Annotated in this window: 14 protein-coding genes and 1 rRNA gene; 7 read left to right on the top strand and 8 right to left on the bottom strand. The window is 72.3% G+C overall.

Going from position 1 to position 21,550, the window contains the following annotated elements:
* The 5 genes from ACWEPX_RS24320 to ACWEPX_RS24300 all read right to left on the bottom strand — a co-directional run.
* Nucleotides 1-64, bottom strand: a 16S ribosomal RNA gene (locus ACWEPX_RS24320); the annotation flags it as partial.
* 412 nt (nt 65-476) lie between these two features.
* Nucleotides 477-3,956, bottom strand: coding sequence for an FkbM family methyltransferase (locus ACWEPX_RS24315; RefSeq protein ID WP_451899529.1), 3,480 nt, complete (start codon nt 3,954-3,956; stop codon nt 477-479).
* A gap of 121 nt (nt 3,957-4,077) precedes the next feature.
* Nucleotides 4,078-5,535 carry an amidase family protein gene (locus tag ACWEPX_RS24310; RefSeq protein WP_451899528.1) on the bottom strand — a complete coding sequence of 486 codons (1,458 nt, stop codon included), beginning with the start codon at nt 5,533-5,535 and terminating at the stop codon, nt 4,078-4,080.
* A gap of 12 nt (nt 5,536-5,547) precedes the next feature.
* Nucleotides 5,548-6,891: a type I glutamate--ammonia ligase gene (gene glnA / locus ACWEPX_RS24305; protein WP_451899527.1), complete on the bottom strand. Its 1,344-nt coding sequence runs from the start codon at nt 6,889-6,891 to the stop codon at nt 5,548-5,550.
* A 17-nt stretch (nt 6,892-6,908) separates the two neighbouring features.
* Nucleotides 6,909-8,189: an MFS transporter gene (locus ACWEPX_RS24300; protein WP_451899526.1), complete on the bottom strand. Its 1,281-nt coding sequence runs from the start codon at nt 8,187-8,189 to the stop codon at nt 6,909-6,911.
* A gap of 71 nt (nt 8,190-8,260) precedes the next feature.
* On the opposite strand from ACWEPX_RS24300, the gene ACWEPX_RS24295 reads away from it, so the two are divergent.
* The 3 genes from ACWEPX_RS24295 to ACWEPX_RS24285 are packed head-to-tail and all read left to right on the top strand — an operon-like array spanning nt 8,261 to nt 11,493.
* Nucleotides 8,261-9,223, top strand: coding sequence for a GlxA family transcriptional regulator (locus ACWEPX_RS24295; protein ID WP_451899525.1), 963 nt, complete (start codon nt 8,261-8,263; stop codon nt 9,221-9,223).
* Nucleotides 9,224-9,274: 51 nt separating this feature from the next.
* The gene (locus ACWEPX_RS24290; RefSeq protein WP_451899524.1) at nt 9,275-9,958 is read left to right on the top strand and encodes an LppX_LprAFG lipoprotein; all 684 of its coding nucleotides are present in this window, start codon (nt 9,275-9,277) and stop codon (nt 9,956-9,958) included.
* On the top strand, nt 9,958-11,493 hold the full coding sequence (locus ACWEPX_RS24285) for an MFS transporter (protein ID WP_451899523.1): 1,536 nt from the start codon (nt 9,958-9,960) through the stop codon (nt 11,491-11,493). Before ACWEPX_RS24290 ends, ACWEPX_RS24285 begins: the two co-directional genes overlap by 1 nt.
* Here ACWEPX_RS24285 and ACWEPX_RS24280 read toward each other — a convergent pair.
* Complete coding sequence (locus ACWEPX_RS24280; RefSeq protein WP_451899522.1) at nt 11,456-13,000, bottom strand: alpha/beta hydrolase; 1,545 nt, start codon at nt 12,998-13,000, stop codon at nt 11,456-11,458. The genes ACWEPX_RS24285 and ACWEPX_RS24280 overlap by 38 nt on opposite strands.
* A 150-nt stretch (nt 13,001-13,150) precedes the next feature.
* On the opposite strand from ACWEPX_RS24280, the gene secA2 reads away from it, so the two are divergent.
* The 3 genes from secA2 to panB all read left to right on the top strand — a co-directional run bounded on the left by secA2 (nt 13,151) and on the right by panB (nt 18,257).
* Nucleotides 13,151-15,496 carry an accessory Sec system translocase SecA2 gene (secA2, locus tag ACWEPX_RS24275; RefSeq protein ID WP_451899521.1) on the top strand — a complete coding sequence of 782 codons (2,346 nt, stop codon included), beginning with the start codon at nt 13,151-13,153 and terminating at the stop codon, nt 15,494-15,496.
* A 53-nt stretch (nt 15,497-15,549) separates the two neighbouring features.
* The gene (locus ACWEPX_RS24270; protein WP_451899520.1) at nt 15,550-17,265 is read left to right on the top strand and encodes an NAD+ synthase; all 1,716 of its coding nucleotides are present in this window, start codon (nt 15,550-15,552) and stop codon (nt 17,263-17,265) included.
* Between the two features lie 131 nt (nt 17,266-17,396).
* Entirely contained in the window at nt 17,397-18,257 is an 861-nt protein-coding gene (panB, locus tag ACWEPX_RS24265) for a 3-methyl-2-oxobutanoate hydroxymethyltransferase (protein ID WP_451899519.1), read from the top strand.
* Between the two features lie 125 nt (nt 18,258-18,382).
* On the opposite strand, the gene ACWEPX_RS24260 is transcribed toward panB, so the two are convergent.
* Complete coding sequence (locus ACWEPX_RS24260; RefSeq protein ID WP_451899518.1) at nt 18,383-19,330, bottom strand: glutathione S-transferase family protein; 948 nt, start codon at nt 19,328-19,330, stop codon at nt 18,383-18,385.
* Between the two features lie 24 nt (nt 19,331-19,354).
* On the opposite strand from ACWEPX_RS24260, the gene pip reads away from it, so the two are divergent.
* On the top strand, nt 19,355-20,278 hold the full coding sequence (gene pip, locus ACWEPX_RS24255; protein ID WP_451899517.1) for a prolyl aminopeptidase: 924 nt from the start codon (nt 19,355-19,357) through the stop codon (nt 20,276-20,278).
* On the opposite strand, the gene ACWEPX_RS24250 is transcribed toward pip, so the two are convergent.
* The gene (locus ACWEPX_RS24250) at nt 20,275-20,997 is read right to left on the bottom strand and encodes a helical backbone metal receptor (RefSeq protein ID WP_451899534.1); all 723 of its coding nucleotides are present in this window, start codon (nt 20,995-20,997) and stop codon (nt 20,275-20,277) included. The two genes, pip and ACWEPX_RS24250, sit on opposite strands and share 4 nt — an antisense overlap.
* Between the last annotated feature and the right edge of the window lie 553 nt (nt 20,998-21,550).

Genomic DNA, 21,550 nt, shown 5'->3' with positions numbered 1-21,550 from the left:
CGACTTGCATGTGTTAAGCACGCCGCCAGCGTTCGTCCTGAGCCAGGATCAAACTCTCCAACAATGATCCATAGCAACCAGACGTATCTGGTCAAAATTTCTACTCAAAGGAACCCAATCAAACGGGGTTCACTTCATAAAAGCTCTACTGGCTTTCATCGGCACACTGTTGAGTTCTCAAACAACACACGCACATCCAACAACCCGCGGATCAACCGCGACGCCATCAGAGGCTGGTATTGCCTAGCTTGGTTTTAGCCCACCGACCTACCCGTGGAGGATCGCTAGATCCTTACCGGAAGTTCAGGCTCGGGCAACGACGCACTACGTTACTCGGTTCGATTCGCGGTGTCAACCCGCTCGACCCGGTTGGAGTGTCCGTCCCGCTTCGGGCGCTAGTCCCGCTTTCGTTCCGGCCGCTCCGTGCGACAGGGAGAAAGTTACGCGGCTTCGATCGCCAAAGTCAAATCGGCTGGTCAGCGCGTTGCGGCGGGCCGCAGCCACAGGGTCCGCACCACCCCGGAGAGCACCTCGTCGAGCACGTCGTCCGGTGCGACCGCGCGGTCGTCGCCCAGGCGCACCAGCTCGTACCCCCACGTGCGGAACTCCCGCAGGACGACGGCGGGGTCGTCACCAAAACCGCTGGTCAGCGGCCCGTCGATGGCCACGATCACGTTCGGCCGGTCCTTGCGGAGCCTCCGCACGAGGCCTCCGAGGACCCGGTGCCCACGGCCCGGAACGTCCACCTTCACCACCGACAGGCGCTGCCCCCCGACGGCCGGGACGGCGGCCAGCTCGCGGTCGAGCCGGACGCCTCGCAGCCCGGATTCACCCGATGTGGTGGTGATCACTGTTTCTGGATCTTGGGGCTCGACCCGGAACCCGCCGCCCGGCGCGGGCGTGGCCACCAGGTCCGCCTGCCCGTCCCACGCGGCGGCCTCCACGATCGCGAGCCGTTCCGCCACGGACGGTGCGACGTTTGCAGACACGTTGTGCCGCAACAACTTCACCGCTTCGGGGTCTGGTTCGACCGCGACCACGGTGCCACTGGCTCCAAGCCGCGCGAGCACCCGCAGGGAGTGGTAGCCCACGTAGGCGCCCACGTCGAGGAACACCGAGTCGGGCTCGATCAGGGAGTCCACGAGCTCGGCGACCTCGGGCTCCCACACCCCGTTGCTCGACAGCACGGCGGACATGACGCTGTCCTGAGCCGGGAGCCGGATCAGGCCCGCGTCGCACAGCACTAGCGAACTCGGCACCCCGGAGTCGTCGGATTCCACCCGTTCGTGCTGCCGGACGACGACCCGGCGCAACGCATCGGTGGCCCGCAACGCCTGATCGGCTGACCACCGACCGACCTCGAACCGCGCGTCGCGGTCAGCAAGCTCCCGGGAGAGCCGCTCCTCCAGGGCGGCGATGCGCGCCTGGCTGCTCTCCAGCGCCTCTGTCAGCGCGCGCACCTGGTCAGCGACCCCCGGGTCGGCCTGCCGGGTCGGGTTCTTCCGCACGAGCGCGGCGAAGTCCCCCACGGTGCGCACCCCGTCGGCGACCTCGCTGCGCAGCCGGGCGACCTCCTCGCCGGTGGCGGCGATCTGCCGCCCGAGCTGGGAGTTCCGCTCCGCCACGAGGTCGAGGTCGGCGCGCAGCAGGTCGGCGTCGACGCCCGTGCCCGCCGCGGCGATGCGGTCCTGGCGCTCGACGAGCCCGGCCGCGGTGCGCTCCACGCTCTCCAGCAGCGCCGACATCACCCAGGTCAGGTGGGCGTCGTAGTGGTTGAGCACACGCAACACGCCACGGCGCAACGCGGGAGCCATCGGGATCCGGTAGCCCGCGTCGACATCCGGCTTGCGCAGGAGCGCATGCCTTGCTGCCAGGAGAGGCCGCAACGGGTCTTCCTCGGTCGCGGCCGCCAAGGCGCGCTCGGCTCGCCAGCCCCGATAGGCCAGCTCGATGCGCCTGCGGATGGCCGCACCGGATACCGCGGGCGACAACGCCTCGGACAGGTGCGTCCGGGCAGCGGCGCCCACCTTGTCCGCCGCGGCGAGATCGTCCGCCAGTTCGCGCAAGGCCCGTCGACGGTCTGCGTCAGCGGTGAGCGCGACGCAGCAGTCGCCGCCCAGGAGTTCAGCAGCCAGACCTCCGGTGACCGTGACGACGGGCACCCCGCGCAGCGAGGTCGCGATGAGCCACTGGTGCACCGGGCTTGGGCGCGGGTGGTCGGACGGGTGCAGGGACACCGCCCAGGTCGCGGCGTCAACCGCGCGCGGGAAGCGGTCCTCGTCGGTGACCAGCCGCACGCGCGGGTCGCTCGCGGAGGTGAGGCGCAGGCGTTCGGCGGCCTCGCTGCGGGCGACCGGTTCCGGGACGAGCAGGACCAGGCGCACGTCCGGGCGGTCGGGGAAGGCCGCGGTGAACGCGGCGGTCACGTCCTCGGAGCCGTCGGCCATCGCCACGAAGACCGGGCCTTCGCCGAGGTCGAGCGCGGTGCGGGCCGGTTCGGTGTCGTCCCGGGGGCCGGGGTCGGCGACCGGGAGCGGGACGGTGTGCGTGGCGACTCCGTCGGCGGCGGGAGCCAGGGAGGGCCACGCGAGCCAGCGTTCGGCGGTGTTCTCCGGTAGCGGCCCTACCGTCTCGCGCACCGCGATGACGTGTCGGTTCTTGGGGGCGGTGACGATGGTGTCGCAGAGCAGGACAACCGGGTAGCGGCTGTCGTCGGCGACGGGCAGGCCGGACGCCTCAGCCGCCCGACGGACGCGCTCGGCCAGAGCGCCCTCGCCCAGGACGGTCACGCCGATCTGGTCGAGTAAAGCCACTTCGCCCGGCGCGCCCGGTATCGCGCGTTGCGGCACCCGACCGGTGAGAACGCCGTCGGTTGCGCACCAGTTGCGGTACTCGGGTCCGCTGGGGTCGGGAAAGCGTTTGCGCAGGTCGAGGTCGCCTGCCCAGAGCGCGGCCGACCAGCGGGTCAGCCCGGGGTGGTCGGGGTCGGGCGCGCACGCCCAGCGGAGGAACCCGGTGGGGTCGGTCGCGGCCGGTGGCCGGTCGGCGGGGCGGGTGGCGCGGTAGGCGGCCCGCAGCGGAGCGGGGATCTCGGTGCCGTCCGGCAGGCTGCCGAAGCGCGTGGTCGGCGTGGTCGCCGGGACGTCCAACTCGCTGGCGTAGTCCGCGCACAGCCTGCTGAGCAGCGGAAACTCCGACAGCAGCACGCGCGGGTGGTCGGTGATGGAGGCGCTGAGCAGCCAGGGGCGGGTGGGGTCGAAGTCGGTGAAGTCGACTGTGCGCAGGGGCGAGCCCGCGGCGGTGAGGCTGTGGTCGGCGGCCTTGGCCAGGGGGCGCTGGGCGGCGTTCCAGCGGGACAGGCCCAGGCCCGGGTCGCGCAACACGCGGTGGTCGACCAGCGCGGGGGCGCCGTCGAGGAGCTCGGCGACGCGGGCGGGGTCGGTCTGGGCGGCGTCGGCCCAGGCGTGCAGGAAGTGCTCGGCGCCGGGGGCCGCCAGGACGAGCCCGGCGTCGTAGATCCCCGCGGTGCGCAGGTCGGCGGGGGTGGGGCGCAGGCCGTCGTCGGGCAGCGGGCGCAGGACCCGCGGGACCAGCAGCAGAGCCGCGTCGTCCAGGGCGTTGACCAGGTGTTCTGCCAGTGGCGCGTACACGCGGACGTGCGGGTCCAGCAGCAGGACCGGGCAGTCGTGCTGGGCGAGCAGCCACTCGACCAGCCGCGGGCGCAGGGCCGCTGCGGCCTCCTGCGCGGTGTGGCCGGTGGCGAGGACGGCCAGGTCGGGCACGCCGATGTCGGCCGGGCGCAGGACGCCGGGCTCGGCGTCGGCGTCCACCAGCAGCAGCGCGAAGCGCCCGCCGGGGTGGTGCTCGATCCAGGTGCGGGCGGTGATGCGGGCAGCGGGCAGCTCGGCTGCGGCGGCCACCGTGCAGGCGATCACCGGCGGGGACACGTCGGGCACCCGGCCAACCTAGTGCCCCCGCCGGGGCCTGTGGCTACCCCCGTTGGGCGAAAGTCGAGTTATCCACAGGCGGCGAGGTGGCCGGTGACAGCGGTGCCGGGCCGTGGGCAGCCTGGAGTTGTCAGACCGGGAGGGCCGGGAGGAATTCCGGCTCCCTCCTGGCCTGGACCAGCCGCTCGAACGCGGCGGCTGCGGTCAGCAACGGGGCGTCCTGGTGGGCGCCGGAGAGGAAGGTGATGCCTATGGGCAGTGGCCCAGCCGACCCCGCGGGGACGGTGACGGCCGGATATCCGGCGACGGCGGCGGGTGTGGCCGAGTCGATCGAGGAGCCGGGGTCCCCGGTCACCTCGGCGGGCCCGTTGGTCGGGGCGAGGACGGCGTCGAGGTCGTGCGCGGCGACGGTCTGGTCCACGGCGGCGCGGGCCAGCCTGGTGGCGGTTGGCCGGTGGTCGCGGTGGCGCGGGTCGGCGTCCAGCGCGAGCTCGAAGATGTCCTGGTCGAAGTGGGACAGTTCGATCGGGTCGACACGGTTGAACGCGACCACCTCGGCCAGGCTGGCCGGTCCGCCCGGGCGCGTGCGCAGGTACTCGTCGAGCGCGCCGGGGAACTCCGCCAGCAGCGCGAACCAGGACAGCTCATCGATCTCGTCGACGTTCGGCAGGTCGACGTCCACGCACCGGGCCCCGGCCTCGGTGAGGGCGGCGACGGCGTCGTCGACGACGCGGTCGACGAACTGGTCCCCCGGCCGTCGCCAGATGCCCAGTCGCCGTCCCCGCAGTGCCGCCGGGGTGGCTCGCGCCGCGAGCCCGGCGAGGTCGAGACCGGTCCGAGCCCGGTCTGCCACCCGACCCGCCTGCGGGAGCCCTGCCCGGGCAGGGTTCCCCACCCCGTGCAGCACAGCCAGGGCCAGGGCCGCGTCGGCGGTGGTCCGGGCCAGGACGCCCAGCGCGTCCTGGTGCGGGCTGATCGGGATGACGCCGTCGGTGGGCAGCAGGCCGCCGGTTGGTTTGAGGCCGACGACCCCGCAGTAGCCCGCCGGGCTGACGATGGAGCCGTTGGTCTCGGTGCCGATGGCCAGTTGCGCCATGCCCGCGGCAACTGCGGCGGCTGATCCGGAGGACGAGCCGCTGGGGTTGTGGTTGAGCACGTGCGGGTTGCCGGTCTGGCCGCCCAGCGCCGACCAGCCGGAGATCGAGTGGGTGGATCGGAAGTTGGCCCACTCGGACAGGTTGGTCTTGCCGAGGACCACCGCCCCGGCCGCCTTGAGGCGGTCGACGATGGCGGCGTCGCGCGGGGCCTTGAGGTCGGCGAGGGCGCGGGAGCCCGCGGTCGTGGGCAGGTCGGCGGTGTCGATGTTGTCCTTGATCAGGACGGTCACGCCGTCGAGCGGGCCGAGCAGCGTGCCTGCGGCGGCTCGCTGGTCGCTGGCACGTGCCTGGGCTTCGGCGTCATCGGTCAGGCAGAGCACGGCCCGCAGGAGCGGGTCGACCTGGGCGATGCGCGAGCGGCAGAGCTGGGTCTGCTCCAGGGCTGTGGTCCGGCCTGCACGGCGGAGGTCCTGGAACTCGGTGATGTCCATCCGGGTCGCTCGCTAGAGGACCGGGAGCATCGTGCGCAGCTCGTACGGGGTCACGCTGCGGCGGTAGGCGTCCCATTCGGAGCGCTTGTTGCGGAGGAAGAAGTCGAAGACGTGCTCGCCGAGGGTTTCGGCGACCAGTTCGGAGTTCTCCATCTCCGCGAGCGCTTCGCCGAGGTTCTGCGGGAGGTGGGCGTAGCCCGCCGCGCGGCGCTCGGCGTCGGACAGGGACCACACGTCGTCCTCGGCGGCCGGGGGCAGCTCGTAGCCCTCGGCGATGCCCTTGAGACCGGCGGCGAGGATCACCGAGTAGGCCAGGTACGGGTTGCACGCCGAGTCCAGGGAGCGGATCTCGACGCGGCGGGAGGACGCCTTGCCCGGGGAGTACATCGGGACGCGGACGAGGGCCGAGCGGTTGGCGTGGCCCCAGCAGACCGCGGAGGGGGCTTCGCCGCCGACGATGAGGCGCTTGTAGGAGTTCACCCACTGGTTGGTGATCGCCGAGATCTCGCGGGCATGGCGAAGCAGGCCCGCGACGAAGGCCTTGCCGGTCGCGGACAGCTGGTAGGGGTCCTCGCCGTCGTAGAAGGCGTTGCGGTCGCCCTCGAAGAGGCTGACGTGGGTGTGCATGCCGGAGCCGGGCTGGTCGGTGAACGGCTTGGGCATGAAGGAGGCGTGCACGCCCTGGGTGAGGGCGACCTCCTTGACCACGTAGCGGAAGGTCATGACGTTGTCGGCCATGGTGAGGGCGTCGGCGTAGCGCAGGTCGATCTCCTGCTGGCCGGGGGCGCCCTCGTGGTGGCTGAACTCCACCGAGATGCCCATCGCCTCCAGGGTCTCGATGGCGTGCCTGCGGAAGTGGGTCGCCGTGGCGTGGCTGGCCTGGTCGAAGTAGCCGCCGTTGTCGGCGGGCTCGGGGGCCGAGCCGTCCGAGGGGAGGTTGCTGAGCAGGAAGAACTCGATCTCCGGGTGCACGTAGCAGGTGAACCCGGCCTCGCTCGCGCGCGAGAGCGTGCGGCGCAGGACGTGGCGGGGGTCGGCCCAGGAGGGGGCGCCATCGGGCATGGCGATGTCGCAGAACATGCGGGCGGAGTAGGGCTCGCCGCCGGGGGTTTCCCAGGGCAGCACCTGGAAGGTCGACGGGTCGGGCTTGGCCACCATGTCGGACTCGTACACGCGGGCGAACCCCTCGATGGCCGAGCCGTCGAAGCCGATGCCCTCGGAGAACGCGCCCTCCAGCTCGGCGGGGGCGACGGCGACGGACTTGAGGAAGCCCAGCACGTCGGTGAACCACAGCCGGACGAACCGGATGTCGCGCTCCTCGAGCGTGCGCAGCACGAAGTCTTGCTGGCGATCCATAACGCGCAGCGTAGACATCACCGGCTGGAGGGCGCTGCCTGTGCCCGGATGCGCAGCGACAGCACCGCCGCGATCGCGCAGAGCCCGCCTGCGAGGTACCAGGCCAGGTCATAGCCGCCCTGGTGGTCGCGGATGACGCCCGCGCCCAGGGCGGCGACGCCCGCGCCGACCTGGTGGGAGGCGAACACCCAGCCGAAGACGATCGGGCCGTCGGCGCCGAAGGCCCGCCTGCACAGGGCGACCGTCGGCGGGACGGTGGCGACCCAGTCCAGGCCGTAGAAGACGATGAACGCCCACATGGGTGGTTCGGTGGTCGCGGCGAACAGGTGCGGCAGGACGATGAGGCTGGCCCCGCGCAGGCTGTAGTAGACGCCGAGCAGGATGCGCGGGTCGATGCGGTCGGTGAGCCAGCCGGAGGCGATGGTGCCTGCGATGTCGAACACGCCGATCAGGGCGAGCAGTCCGGCCGCGGTGGTGGCGGGCATGCCGTGGTCGTGGGCGGCGGGGACGAAGTGGGTGCCGATCAGGCCGTTGGTGGACGCGCCGCAGATCGCGAAACCGCCCGCGAGCAGCCAGAACGTGCGGTGGCGTGCGGCGGTGCGCAGGACGGTGATGGCGCGGCCCGCGCTGCGGACGTCCGCGGGCGGTGCGGGCGGGGGTGCGGCGGGGTCGGCGCCGAGCGCGGTGGTGCCGACGTCCTGGGGGTGCTCGCGGAGGGCGAAGAGGACCAGGGGGACGACGGCGAGCGCGCCCGCGCAGACGACCAACGACGCGGTGCGCCAGCCGTGGTGGGTGGACAGGCTCGCCACCAGGGGCAGGAAGATCAGCTGGCCAGCGGCTCCCCCGGCGGTGAGCACGCCCGAGACCAGACCCTGGTGGCGGACGAACCAGCGGGAGGTGACGGTGGCGACGAACGTCAGCGCCATCGACCCGGTGCCGACGCCGACGAAGATGCCCCAGAAGAGCAGCAGTTGCCAGCTCGCGGTCATGAACACCGTGAGCCCGCTGCCCGCGGCGACCAGCAGCAGGGCGCAGGCGACGACCCGGCGCATGCCGAGGCGGTCCATGAGGGCGGCGGCGAACGGGGAGATCAGGCCGTAGAGCAGCAGGTTGATCGACACCGCGGCCGAGATGGTCGCGGTGGACCAGCCGAACTCCTGGTGCAGCGGGTCGATCAGCACGCCGGGGGCGGCGCGGAAGCCTGCTGCGCCGACGAGGGCGACGAACGCGGCGGCGGCGACGAACCAAGCCCAGTGCGGACGACGCACGCGCGTCGTGGGCTCCTCCAGTCTGGTCACGCCGGTGAGCCTGCCTAGGCGGACGGCCCCGGACGAGTGGCCTGATTGCCAATATGTGTAAAGATCTGGCCATGACGCACCGGGTGGCCGTGCTGGCGGTGGATCAGGCGGTCGGGTTCGACCTGTGCATCCCGTCGCAGGTCCTCCATGCGGCGGTCGATGCCGACCTGCGGCCGCTGTACGAGGTCGTGGTCTGCGGGGTGGACGCCAAGCCGGTGCGGATGACGGCGGGGTTCAGCGCCGTGCTCGACCACGGCCCGGAGGCGCTGGCCGAGGCGGACACCGTGGTGATCCCGGGCACGCTGGCCGTCGGTCCCCGGCACCAGGGCGAGCTGTCGCCCGAGTTGGCCGCGGCGCTGGCCCTGGTCCGGCCCGGCACCCGGATGATCTCGATCTGCACCGGGGCGTTCGTGCTGGGCGCGGCCGGGCTGCTCGACGGGCGGCGGGCCACGACGCACTGGCGGTTCGCCTCGACCTTCCGCAGGCTCTACCCGCGGGTCGACCTCGATCCCGACGTGCTGTTCGTCGACGACGGCGACGTGCTGACCTCGGCGGGGCTGGCCGCGGGGATGGACCTGTGCCTGCACGTGGTGCGGTCGGACTTCGGGTCGGAGGCCGCGAACCGGGCGGCGCGGTACTGCGTGGTGCCGCCGTGGCGGGAGGGCGGGCAGTCGCAGTTCATCGAGCAGCCGGTGCCCTCGGGCGGCGGCAACGGGCTGGCGGCGACCCGGGCGTGGGCGCTCGACCGGCTGGCCGAGCCGCTGGACCTGGCGACCCTGGCCGGGCACGCGCGGATGAGCGTGCGGACGTTCTCCCGCAGGTTCCGCGCCGAGACCGGGGTGTCGGCGGGGACGTGGCTGATCCAGCAGCGGGTGCGGCGGGCGCGGCACCTGCTGGAGACCACGGAGCTGTCGGTCGACGACGTGGCGCGCGCGTGCGGGCTGGGCACGGCGGCTTCGCTGCGTCAGCACTTGCGCACGGCGATCGGCGTGTCGCCGCTGGCGTATCGGCGGACTTTCCGACCCGCGCCCTGAACCGGTGCCATCGCCGGACCGCCCTCAGCCGGGGAGATCTACCATTCCGGCATGGTCACGCGCCGGGTAGTCGTCGGGATGCTGTTGGCGGTCGGGTTGGCCGCGGGGTGCTCGTCCACCGATGAGCCGCCCGGCGGGCTGCCGGAAGCCGCGCAGGTGCTGCGGGAGGCCGCCGAGGCGACCAAGACGATCTCCAGCGCGCACTTCACGCTGCGGGTCAACGGGTCGGTTCCCGCCATCCCCGTCCAGGAGGCCGAGGGCGACCTGACCAAGGAGGGCGCGGCCAAGGGCACGGTCAAGCTCACGCTGATGGGCAACCTGTTCGACGGCGAGTTCGTGCTCGTCGGCAACAACCTCCACATCAAGGGCCCCACCGGCGGTTGGCAGCAGCTCCCATCGGCGCTGACCAGCAGCCTGTACGACCCGTCGGCGATCCTCGACCCGCAGCGCGGCGTCCCGCACGTGCTGGCGAACCTGAAGGACGCGCGCACCGAGGCGCGCGAGGACGTCGGCGGCGAGTCGGCGTTCAAGGTCACCGGCACGGCGACCCAGCAGGACGTGTCCGGGCTGGTCCCGGGCGTGGACGGCGACGTGCGGGTGACGGTGTGGGTCGACGAGGAGAGCAAGCGGCCGGTGAAGGCGTCGGTCGGGCTGCCCGGCGAGGGCGAGCCCGCCAGCGTGGACCTCACGCTGTCCGACGTGGACGTCCCCGTCACGGTGACCCCGCCCGCCTGATGGCCACAGTGGACGCCCCGGCCCGCGGCCGCCGCATCGCCATCGCCGCGGCCGGGCTCGCGGTGCTGCTCGGCGCGCTGGACACCTACGTGGTGGTCAGCGTCATCCGGCAGATCATCGAGGACCTGCGCATCCCGCTGAACCGGCTGGAGCAGGTCACCCCGATCGTCACCGGCTACCTGCTCGGCTACATCGCGGCGATGCCGCTGCTGGGGCAGGCGTCGGACCGCTTCGGCCGCAAGCTCGTGCTGCACCTCTGCCTCGGCGGGTTCCTGGTGGGCTCGGTGGTCACCGCGGTGGCCCCGGACCTCACGATCCTGGTGGTCGGGCGGGTGGTGCAGGGCGTGGCGAGCGGGGCGCTGCTGCCGGTGACGATGGCGCTGGTCGCCGACCTGTGGAGCGAGCGCCGCCGCTCGGCGGTGCTCGGCGCGGTCGGCGGCGCGCAGGAGTTGGGCAGCGTTCTCGGTCCCCTGTATGGGGTTGCTGTCGCAACGATTCCGCTGTGGACGAACACGCTGGAGATCTCCGGCTGGCGCGGCGTATTCTGGGTGAACGTTCCCCTCGCGCTGCTGGCCATGGTCGTCATCCAGGTCAGCGTGCCCGCGCGGGAGCGCACCCCGGTCCGCGTCGACGTCGTCGGTGGCCTGCTGTTGGCGCTGGCCCTGGGGTTGGCTGTGGTCGGCTTGTACAACCCGAACCCCCGCGACGCGGTGCTGCCGCCGTGGGGGCTGCCCGTGCTGCTCGGCGCGCTGGTGGCCGCCGTCGCGTTCCTGCTGTGGGAGCGGCGGGCGGCGACGAAGCTGATCGATCCGGCGGGTGTGGCGATGCGCCCGTTCCTGGTCGCGTTGGGCGTCTCGGTGGCCGCGGGCGGCGCGCTCATGGTCACCCTGGTCAACGTCGACCTGTTCGCGCAGACGCTGCTGGGCCGCGACGACCAGGGCGGTGTGCTGCTCCTGCTGCGCTTCTTGGTGGCGCTGCCGGTGGGCGCGGTGCTCGGCGGTGTGCTGGCGGGCCGCTTCGGCGACCGGCCGGTCACGGTCGTGGGCATGGCGCTCGCGGGCGTCGGCTACTGGCTGATGTCGTCGTGGCCGCGCGATGTGCTGGCCGCCTCGTACCCGCTGGGGCTGCCGCGGCTGGACACCGACCTGGTGATCGCGGGCTTCGGGCTGGGCCTGGTCATCGCCCCGCTGTCGGCGGCGGTGCTCAAGGCCGTGCCCGCGCGCGAGCACGGGGTGGCCTCGGCGGGTGTGGTCGTGGCGCGGATGACCGGGATGCTGGTCGGGGTGGCGGCGCTGTCGGCGTGGGGGCTGCACCGCTTCCACAGCCTGACCGCGGATCTCCCGGTGCCGCTGCCGTTCGGCAAGGACCCGGACGTGGCCGCGCGCGAGCTGGCCGAGTACCGGGCCGCCGTCGACGCGGCGCTGCTGACCCAGTACACCGAGATCTTCCTGATCACGGCGGTGCTGTGCGCGGCGGGGGCGGTGCTGGCGCTGCTGCTCAGCCCTCGCAGGTCACGTCCTCGGCAGGCAGGGTGAGGTCGAGCAGGTAGGCCACGCCGATGTCGTCGACGCACGGGATGCGCTGCAGGAACGCGGTGTGCTGGACGGCGTCGTAGGTGACCAGCCGGGCGTCGAGGGCCTTGGCCAGGTTGACGCCCGCCTGGTAGGGGGTGGCGGGGTCGCCGGTCGTGGAGATCACCAGGACCTGGGGCAGGCCGTCGACCTTGGGCTGGTGCGGCTGGGCGGTGTTGGGGGCGGGCCAGAAGGCGCACACGTCGCGGGCGGGCAGCGGGGGCTCGGCCCCGGTGAGGAAGGAGCCCTTGGTGGCCTCGGCGATCTCGGCGGCGACGCGCTCGAGTTCGGCGCGGTCGGTGATGCGGGGCTCGTCGACGCAGCGGACGGCGATCAGGGCGTCGTTGCTGTTGGAGTAGCTGCCGTCGCGGTCGCGGCCCAGGTAGAGGTCGGCGAGCAGGAGCAGCTGGGTGCCGTCGCCGTCGGCCAGGCCATTGAGGGCCTGCTGCAGGATCGGCCAGAGCTGGTCGTCGTAGAGGGCGGAGGCGACGCCGGTCACGGCGTCGGAGGCGGACAGGGCGCGGGCGCCGACCGGCAGCGGGTCGTCCTCCAGCGCCTCGACGGCCTTGGCGAGGGCGTCGGGGTCGCCGATGCGGCAGTCGGCGCACTGGGCGAAGAAGGCGTCAAGGGCCTGCTCGAAGCCCTTGGCCTGGCCGATGGCCTGCTCGACCGGGTCGGCCAGCGGGTCGACGGCGCCGTCGAGGACCATCGCGCGGACGTTGCCGGTGAACGCCTCGGCGTAGGCGGTGCCGATGCGGGTGCCGTAGGAGTAGCCGAGGTAGGTCAGCTTCTCCTCGCCGAGGGCCGAGCGCAGGACGTCGATGTCGCGGACGACGTCGCGGGTGCCCATGTTGGCCAGGACGTCGGTGCCACCTGAGCGCTGGGCGCACTTGGCCGCGTACTCCCGGTTCTCCGCCTCCACCTCGGCCACGGTGTCCTCGGCGGGTTCGAGGCGGTCGGCGTCGGCTTCGGCGTCGGTGAGGCAGCGGATCTGGGGCTCGCTGACGCCGATGCCGCGCGGGTCGAAGCCGACCAGGTCGTAGCTCTCGCCGAGCCTCGTCCGGGTGAACCTCGGGGCGAGGGAGACCGCGGCGACCATGCCGGAAACGCCGGGTCCGCCCGGGTTGACCACGACCGAGCCCCGGCGCTCGCCCGCGGCGGGGATGCGCAGGACGCCGATGGTGATGGTGCGGCCTTCGGGCTTGGCGTAGTCGAGGGGGACGGTCAGCTCGGCGCAGCGGGCGTCGGCGTTGCCGAAGGTCGCGCGGCTGAGGTCGTCGTGGCTCAGCGGGCGGCAGTCCTTCCAGGTCAGCGGCTGGCCGTAGAAGCGCTCCAGGCCCGGGGGCACCGGTCCGGCCGGGCCGTTCTGCTCGACGGTGCCCGCGGTGGGTACTCCCGCGATGTGCGCTGTGCAGCCGGTCAGCAGGGTGAGGGCGGCGAGCAGCAGGGCGGGGACGGGCGTTCTGGGCACCCGGCCAGTGTGTCAGGCAGCCGCGACCTGGGAAGACCCGATCCTGTTCCGCGATCCCGGAACCGACCTGTCATCCTCCGACGTTAGGTGGCAGGGTTCGAGAATCGCGTGTCGACCGACACAGGCGACTGAGGAAGGTGGCCATCGGACGTGGCTGGGTTGCTCACACGGGTCAGGGGCCGGTTCCAGCGGATGCTGGATCGGCCCGCCACAGTCGACCTCAAGAAGTACGCCGATGTGCTCAAGTCGATCGAGTGGCGGGAGGAGCGCGTCGCCAAGCTCGACGACGCCGAGCTGACCGCCGCCGCCGAGGAACTGCGGGCGAAGGTCGGCGACAAGGCCCTGGACAGCCAGGCCATGGTCGAGCTGTGCGCGCTCGGGCGGGAGGCGGCCCGGCGCGGGATCGGCGAGCGGCCCTACGACATGCAGCTGATCGGCACGATGGAGCTGCTGCACGGGCGCGTCGTGGAGATGGGCACCGGTGAGGGCAAGACCCTGGCGGGCGCGCTGGCCGCGGCCGGGTACGCGCTGCAGGGGCGCTCGGTGCACGTCATGTCGGTCAACGACTACCTCGCGCGTCGAGACGCCGAGTGGATGTCCCCGGTGTTCGCGCTGCTCGGCGTGTCGGTCGGGTGGGTGGCCCAGGAGTCGAGCCAGGAGGAGCGGCGGGCGGCCTACGCCAAGGACGTCACCTACGGCTCGGTCAGCGAGATCGGCTTCGACGTGCTGCGCGACCGGATGGCCCTCGAGGAGTCCGAGCTGGTGCAGGGCGAGCCCGATGTGGCGCTGATCGACGAGGCCGACTCGGTGCTGGTCGACGAGGCGCGGGTGCCGCTGGTGATGGCGGGCGCGACCGACGACGTGCAGGACGACCAGGAGGTCGCCGCGATCGTGCGGACGCTGCGCCCGGGCGACCACTACGAGCGCGACGAGGACAACCGCAACGCCTGGCTGACCACCCGCGGCGCGGGGATGGTCGAGAAGGCGCTCGGCGGGATCGACCTCTACTCCGGCGAGCACAGCGACCGGCTCGCGGCGGTCAACGCCGCCCTGCACGCCCATGCCCTGCTCGAACGCGACGTCGACTACATCGTCCGCGACGGCAAGGTGCACCTGATCAACACCTCCCGGGGGCGCATCGCGCTGCTTCAGCGCTGGCCCGACGGGCTGCAGGCGGCAGTCGAGGCCAAGGAGAAGCTCAAGCCGACCGAGAGCGGCGAGGTCCTGGACTCGATCTCGGTGCAGGGCCTGATCAACCGCTACAAGACGGTGTGCGGGATGACCGGCACCGCGACGGCGGTGGCCGAGCAGCTGCGCGAGTTCTACGACCTGCGCGTCTCGGTGGTCCCGCCGAACAAGCCGTGCGTGCGCGAGGACGAGCCGGACCGGGTCTACGACACCGTCGAGGCCAAGGAGAAGGCGCTGGTCGCCGAGATCGTCAAGGTGCACGAGACCGGGCGGCCGATCCTGGTCGGCACGATGGACGTCGCCGAGTCCGAGCGGCTGGCCGAGAAGCTGACCGCGGCGGGCGTGACGCCGGTGGTGCTCAACGCCAAGAACGACGCCGAGGAGGCCGCAATCGTGGCCGACGCGGGCGCGCACAACGCGGTCACCGTGTCGACCCAGATGGCGGGCCGCGGCACCGACATCCGGCTCGGCGGGTCGGAGGGCGACGCCGAGGCCCACGACAAGGTCGCCGAGCTGGGCGGGCTGTACGTGATCGGCACCGGGCACTACACCAGCAGCAGGCTCGACGACCAGCTGCGCGGCCGCTCGGGCCGCCAGGGCGACCCCGGCGGGTCGGTCGTCTTCGCCAGCCTCGCCGACGACCTGGTCCTGCAGTACGCGCCGGAGGCCACCGCGGGCGGCGAGCCGGACGAGGACGGCAGGCTCACCGACGCCACGTCGGCCCGGTTCATCGGGCACGCCCAGCGCGTCGCCGAGGGCGTCAACCTCGACATCCACCGCAACACCTGGCGCTACACCCGGCTCATCGAGCAGCAGCGCAAGATCGTCCTGGACTTCCGCGACGACGTGCTGCGCACCGACCTGGCCGCCCGCCAGCTCAAGGAGCGCTGCCCGGACCGCTGGGCGGAGCTGGCCGAGAAGTTCGACGACGACGTGCTGGAGGGCGTGGCCCGGCGCATCGTGCTGCACCACGTCGACCGGCGCTGGTCGGACCACCTGGCGTTCCTGTCCGACGTGCGGGAGACGATCCACCTGCGCGCGCTGGCCAGGGAGACCCCCATCGACGAGTTCCACCGCGCGGCGATCGGGGAGTTCAAGAGCCTGCTCAAGGATGTCGCCGAGCGCTCGGTGGAGACCCTGGAGACGGCCGAGATCACCGCGGACGGGATCGATCTGGAGCAGGCCGGGCTGCGCAGGCCGTCGTCGACGTGGACGTACATGGTCCACGACAACCCCTTCGACTCCGACGCCGAGCAGGCCCTGCAGCGCGTCCGCGCCGCGATGCGGAAGGTGAAGGCCAAGGGCTGACACGCCCATCACATTTTCGCCTCACGGGCGAAAACGTGGAGGAGGATGGACACATGCCGCAGCTACGCATCGCCCTCGCCCAGGTCAACCCCACCGTCGGCGACTTGGGGGGCAACGCGGACCTCGTCGTCCGGTGGGCCCGCAAGGCGGTCGAGGCGGGCGCTGACGTCGTCGTCTTCCCGGAGATGGTCCTGACCGGCTACCCGGTGGAGGACCTGGCCCTGCGCGAGTCGTTCAGCAGCGCCTCGCGGTCGGCCCTCGACGCGCTCGCCGCGACCCTGGCGGACGCGGGCTGCGCCGACGTCCCGGTCTGGGTGGGCTATCTCGACCGCGATGAGGTCGGACCGCGCAACGCCGCCGCCGTGCTGCACGGGGGTCGCGTGGTCGCACGGCAGTTCAAGCACCACCTGCCCAACTACGGCGTCTTCGACGAACGCAGGCTGTTCGAGCCCGGCACGGGGTTGGAGATCGTGCGGGTGCGCGGCCTGGAAGTGGGCATGGTGATCTGCGAGGACATCTGGCAGGAGGGCGGCCCGGTGGCCGCGCTCGGGCAGGCGGGGGTCGACCTCATCGTCTCCCCCAACGCCTCGCCCTACGAGCGGTCCAAGGACGACCAGCGGCTCCCGCTGATCGCTCGGCGCGCCCGCGAGGCCCAGGCCCCGCTGGTCTACGTCAACCAGGTCGGCGGCCAGGACGACCTGGTCTTCGACGGCGACTCGATCGTCGTCGGCGCCGACGGCGCGCTGCTGACCCGCGTGCCCCAGTTCGTCGAGCACCTGGCCCTGCTGGACCTCGACCTGCCCGGCGGGGCGGCGAAGACCACCGCCGACGTGGTGGACGACTTCACCGTCCGCCGCATCACGCTGTCCGACGAACCCCGCCAGGACGGCATCCGGTACCACGGCGAGGTGGCCGAGCCGCTGCCGGAGGAGGCCGAGATCTGGGCGGCCCTGGTCACCGGCCTGCGCGACTACACGCAGAAGAACGGCTTCCGCTCGGTCGTGCTGGGCCTGTCCGGCGGTATCGACTCGGCGGTGTGCGCGGCCCTGGCGATCGACGCCCTCGGGGCCGACGCCGTGCACGGGGTGTCCATGCCCTCGGGCTACTCCTCCGAGCACTCCCGCTCTGACGCCGCCGAGCTGGCCGAGCGCACCGGCCTGCACTACTCGACCCAGCCCATCGGGGACATGGTCGAGGTGTTCGTCAAGCAGCTCGGCCTGACGGGACTGGCCGAGGAGAACGTGCAGGCCCGCTGCCGGGGCGTGACGCTGATGGGCCTGTCCAACCAGCACGGCCATCTCGTGCTCACCACGGGCAACAAGACCGAGCTGGCCGTCGGCTACTCCACCATCTACGGCGACGCGGTGGGCGGGTTCGCGCCGATCAAGGACGTGCCGAAGACGCTGGTGTGGCACCTGGCGCGCTGGCGCAACGCCGAGGCGGAGAAGCGCGGGGAGGTCCCGCCCATCCCGGAGAACTCGATCAGCAAGCCGCCGTCGGCCGAGCTGCGCCCCGGGCAGCTCGACACCGACTCGCTGCCGGACTACGAGCTGCTCGACAGCGTGCTCGACGATTACATCGAGGGCGACCGCGGCTACGCCGACCTGGTGCGCGCGGGCCACGACCCCGAGCTGATCGATCGGGTCCTGCGCATGGTCGACCGGGCCGAGTACAAGCGCCGCCAGTACCCGCCCGGCACCAAGATCACGTTCCGGGCCTTCGGGCGCGACCGCAGGCTGCCGATCACCAGCGGGTGGCGCGAGGGCTGACCTTGTGAGGTCGGTCCCAACCAGGCTCTCATCTCCCGACCCTGGTGTCAGGCTGAACCGGTAAGCCATCCGCGAACACCCGGGGACCACGCGACGAACGCGGGCCTCGAGGGAAGGACGGTCGACCAGCGATGTCCGATATCCAGGAAGTAGCCGCACCGTACGGGTCCGGCGCCGCAGGGCAAGGCAAGCCTGCCAAGCGGGTACGCATCCACCACCTCCAGGAGATGAAGGCGCGCGGCGAGCACTGGCCGATGCTCACCGCCTACGACATGTACACCGCCGAGCTGTTCGACGAGGCGGGCATCCCCGTCCTGCTCGTCGGCGACTCGGCGGCGAACAACGTCTTCGGCTACGACACGTCGTTGCCGGTGACGGTGGACGAGCTGCTGCCGCTGGTCGCCGCGGTGACCCGCTCGGCCAAGCGCGCCCTCGTCGTGGCCGACCTGCCGTTCGGCTCCTACCAGCTCTCCCCGGAGCAGGCCCTGGCCACGGCGGTGCGGTTCATGAAGGAAGGCCGCGCGCACGCGGTCAAGCTGGAGGGCGGTGCCGCGTTCGCCCCGCACGTGCGGGCGATCACCAACGCGGGTGTGCCGGTCATGGGCCACATCGGCTTCACCCCGCAGAGCGAGCACAACCTGGGCGGCTACCGCGTCCAGGGCCGCGGCGAGAACGGCGACCAGGTGGTGGCCGACGCGCTGGCCCTGCAGGAGGCGGGCGCGTTCGCGGTGGTGATGGAGATGGTGCCCGCGGAGGTCGCCAAGCGCGTGACCCACGAGCTGCGGGTGCCGACCGTCGGCATCGGCGCAGGCCCGGACTGCGACGGCCAGGTCCTCGTCTGGCAGGACATGGCGGGTCTGCGCCGCGCGAAGCCCCCGCGCTTCGTCAAGCGCTACGCCGACGTGGCGAACGTGCTCCTGGGCGCCGCCCGCGAGTTCGCCGCCGACGTCCGGAACCGGGAGTTCCCCGGCCCCGAGCACGTCTTCCACTAGGTCGAGCTGGGGATTCTCCTGGCCGTGCCGGGAGAATCCCCAGTTGTCCACAGCCCTCCCACAACCCCTCGCCCCTCCCCCGCCCGCTGGCTAACCTGGGAACCAGGCGGGAAACACACGGGCCATCACCGCCCGTGCGGCTCCCACCAGCCGGCCAGCTCGGGACCGGCAGGCACGATCCGCGTCGGGTTGATCTGCTCATGCGTGGCGTAGTAGTGGCGCTTGATGTGGTCGAAATCGACAGTCTCGGCGACCCCCGGGATCTGGAAGATGTCGCGCGCGTACGCCCACAGCACCGGCATCTCGCTGAGCTTCTGCCGATTGCACTTGAAATGCCCGTGGTACACCGCGTCGAACCGGACGAGCGTGGTGAACAACCGAATGTCCACTTCGGTCAACCGGTCGCCCATGAGGTACCGGCTCCCGGCCAACCGATCGGACAACCGGTCGAGCTCGGCGAACAGCTCGGCGTACGCCTTGTCGTAAGCGGCCTGCGACGTGGCGAATCCAGCCTTGTACACGCCGTTGTTGACATGGTGGAAGATCGGCTCGATCAGCGCGTCGATCTCCCCCCGCAGCTCAACCGGATAGAGATCAAACCCATCGGCGGTGGGAGGGGAGGGGGAGGGCCCCTGCAAGTCGCGCCACTGGGTGGACAAGTCCAGAGTGATCTGCGGGTAGTCGTTGGTGACGACGGTTCCGGTGGTGGTGTCGACGATGGTGGGGACGGTGACGCGGCCCTGGTAGTCGGGGTCGGTGGCGCGGTAGACGTCGGCTAGGTATTCGACGCCGAGGACGGGGTCGCGGCCGTCGGGGTCGAGGGTGAAGCGCCAGCCGCGTTCGTCGCGGATGGGGTCGACGATGCCGAGGGAGATGGCGTCTTCGAGGCCGAGGAGTTTGCGGACGATGACGGCGCGGTGGGCCCAGGGGCAGGCGAGGCTGACGATGAGTCGGTAGCGGCCGGGTTCGGGGCGGCGGGGGCCGTCGGTGGTGATGCGTTCGGTGAAGCGGTTGGGTTGGCGGACGAATTCGCCGCGTGCTGAGGTTTCCTTGCCGAACTGCGCCGTGGCCATGTCCTCGACCATAGTCTTGCCTGCATGGAAGCGCTGTATCCGCCGATTGAGGCTGATGAGTCCGGGATGCTCGATGTGGGTGATGGGCACCGGATCTACTGGGAGGTCAGCGGGAATCCGCGGGGCAAGCCCGTCGTGGTGCTGCATGGGGGGCCGGGGGCGGGGACCAGTCCGGCGCAGCGCAGGCACTTCGATCCGGAGGCGTACCGGATCGTGTTGTTCGACCAGCGGGGGGCGGGGCGGAGCGAGCCGTTCGCGGCCACGCACGCGAACACGACGTGGCATCTGGTGGCGGACATGGAGCGGCTGCGGACGCTCCTGGGTATTGAGCGGTGGCAGTTGTTCGGGGGGTCGTGGGGGTGCGTCGTCGCGTTGGCCTATGCGCAGAGGTACCCGGAGCGGGTGAGCGAGATCGTGTTGCGGGGGGTGTTCCTGCTGCGGGAGCGGGAGCTGGACTGGTTGTACCGAGGTGGGGCGGGCACCCTGTTCCCCGAGGAGTGGGCGCGGTTCGTGGAACTGGTGCCACCGGGGGTTGACCCGTTGGCGGCGTACGGGGAGTTGTTGGCGGGGCCGGAGGCGACGGCGGCCGCGGTGGCGTGGAGTACGTGGGAGGGGGCGACGGTGTCGCTGCTGCCGAGCCCGGCAGTGGTGGCGCGGTACCAGGAGCCGCGGTTCGCCGTGGCGTTCGCGCGGTTGGCGGTGCACTACTTCACCAACCGGGGCTGGTTGGCGGATGGGCAGCTGCTGCGGGACGCGCACCGGTTGCGGGGCATCCCCGGGGTGCTGGTGCAGGGGCGCTACGACGCGGTGTGCCCTCCAGTGAGCGCGTGGGAGTTGCACCGGGCGTGGCCGGAGTCCGATCTGCGGATCATTCCCGCGGCCGGGCACGCGGTGGCCGAACCGGGGGTGTTGGCCGCGCTGCGGGCGGCGACCGACGGGTTCCGCTAGCGGGTGAGGGCGGCGGTGAGCTCGCGGCGGGCGTCGACCAGGGATGGGCCGTACCAGGTGAGATAGCGGCCGACGACGAGGACGGGGCGTTTGCCGGGGAAGAACTGGGGGCCGTCGTCGGGGGTGAACTCGTAGGGCTCGTCGGGGAGGACGACGAGGTCGGCCGGGGTGGCTTGGAGGTCGGCCAGGGGTGGGCGGGGGTAGCGCTCGGGGTGGGTGGCGAAGGCGTTGGCGACGCCGAGGCGGAGGAGGACGTCTCCGGCGAAGGTGTCGCGGCCGAGGATGACCCAGGGTTTGCGCCAGACCGGGATGATCGCGGTGGCCCAGACGGGGGTGGTAGTCGACCAGAGGGCGGCAGCTTCGGTCAGCCAGGCGGGCTCGGGGAGGCGCAGGGCCTCGACCAGCAGGCGGCGGGTCGAGGCGATGCCGTCGGGGACGGTCGCGGGGGCGGCGGTGACCCAGACCGGGACACCCGCGGCGCGGAGGGCGGCGACGTCCTCCGGGCGGTTCTCCTCGGCGTTGGCGATCACCAGGTCGGGGCGCAGGTCGAGGATCGCGGGGACCGTCGGGTACTTGGAGCCGCCGACCCGGGCGACGTCCAGGGTCGGTGGGTGGGTGCAGTAGTCGGTGGCGCCGACGAGGAGGCCGGGGGCGGTGGTCTCCACGGCCTCGGTCAGCGAGGGCACCAGGCTGACCACGCGGCGGGGTGCGTCCGGCAGGGGAACGAACGCGCCGAGATCGTCGACCCCACCGGGGCCGGGTGACGAGGGGACGAACGCCCCCTGGTCGTTGCCAGCTCGGCCGGGCGCATCCGACGAGCGCACGGATGCGCCCGGGTCCGCGCCAGCACGTCCTCGCGCGCCCGGCGAGGGGACGGACGCGCTCAGGTGGTCGGTGGCCTGGTCGGGGATGCTCGGGTCGGACGCGCCCGGGATGGGGACGGCCGGGTTGGGCGCGCCCGGCTGTGAAACGCCCGAGTCGGGCGCGCCCAGGTGGGGGGCGGCCGGGTCCGAGGCGGCCGGGTTGGGGGCGCCTAGGTGGAGGGCGGCCGGGACGGGGACAGCCGGGCTGGACGCGCCCGACTGGGGAACGCCCGAGTCCGGCGCGCCCAGGTGGGAGGCGGCCGGGTTGGACGCGCCCAGGTGGAGGGCGGCCGGGACGGGGACAGCCGGGCTGGACGCGCCCGACTGGGGAACGCCCGAGTCCGGCGCGCCCAGGTGGGAGGCGGCCGGGTCGGAGGCGACCGGGTCGGACGCGCCCGGCTGGGGGACG

This window comes from Actinokineospora sp. NPDC004072 (assembly GCF_053604195.1).
This window is presented reverse-complemented; position numbering and strand designations above follow the sequence as displayed.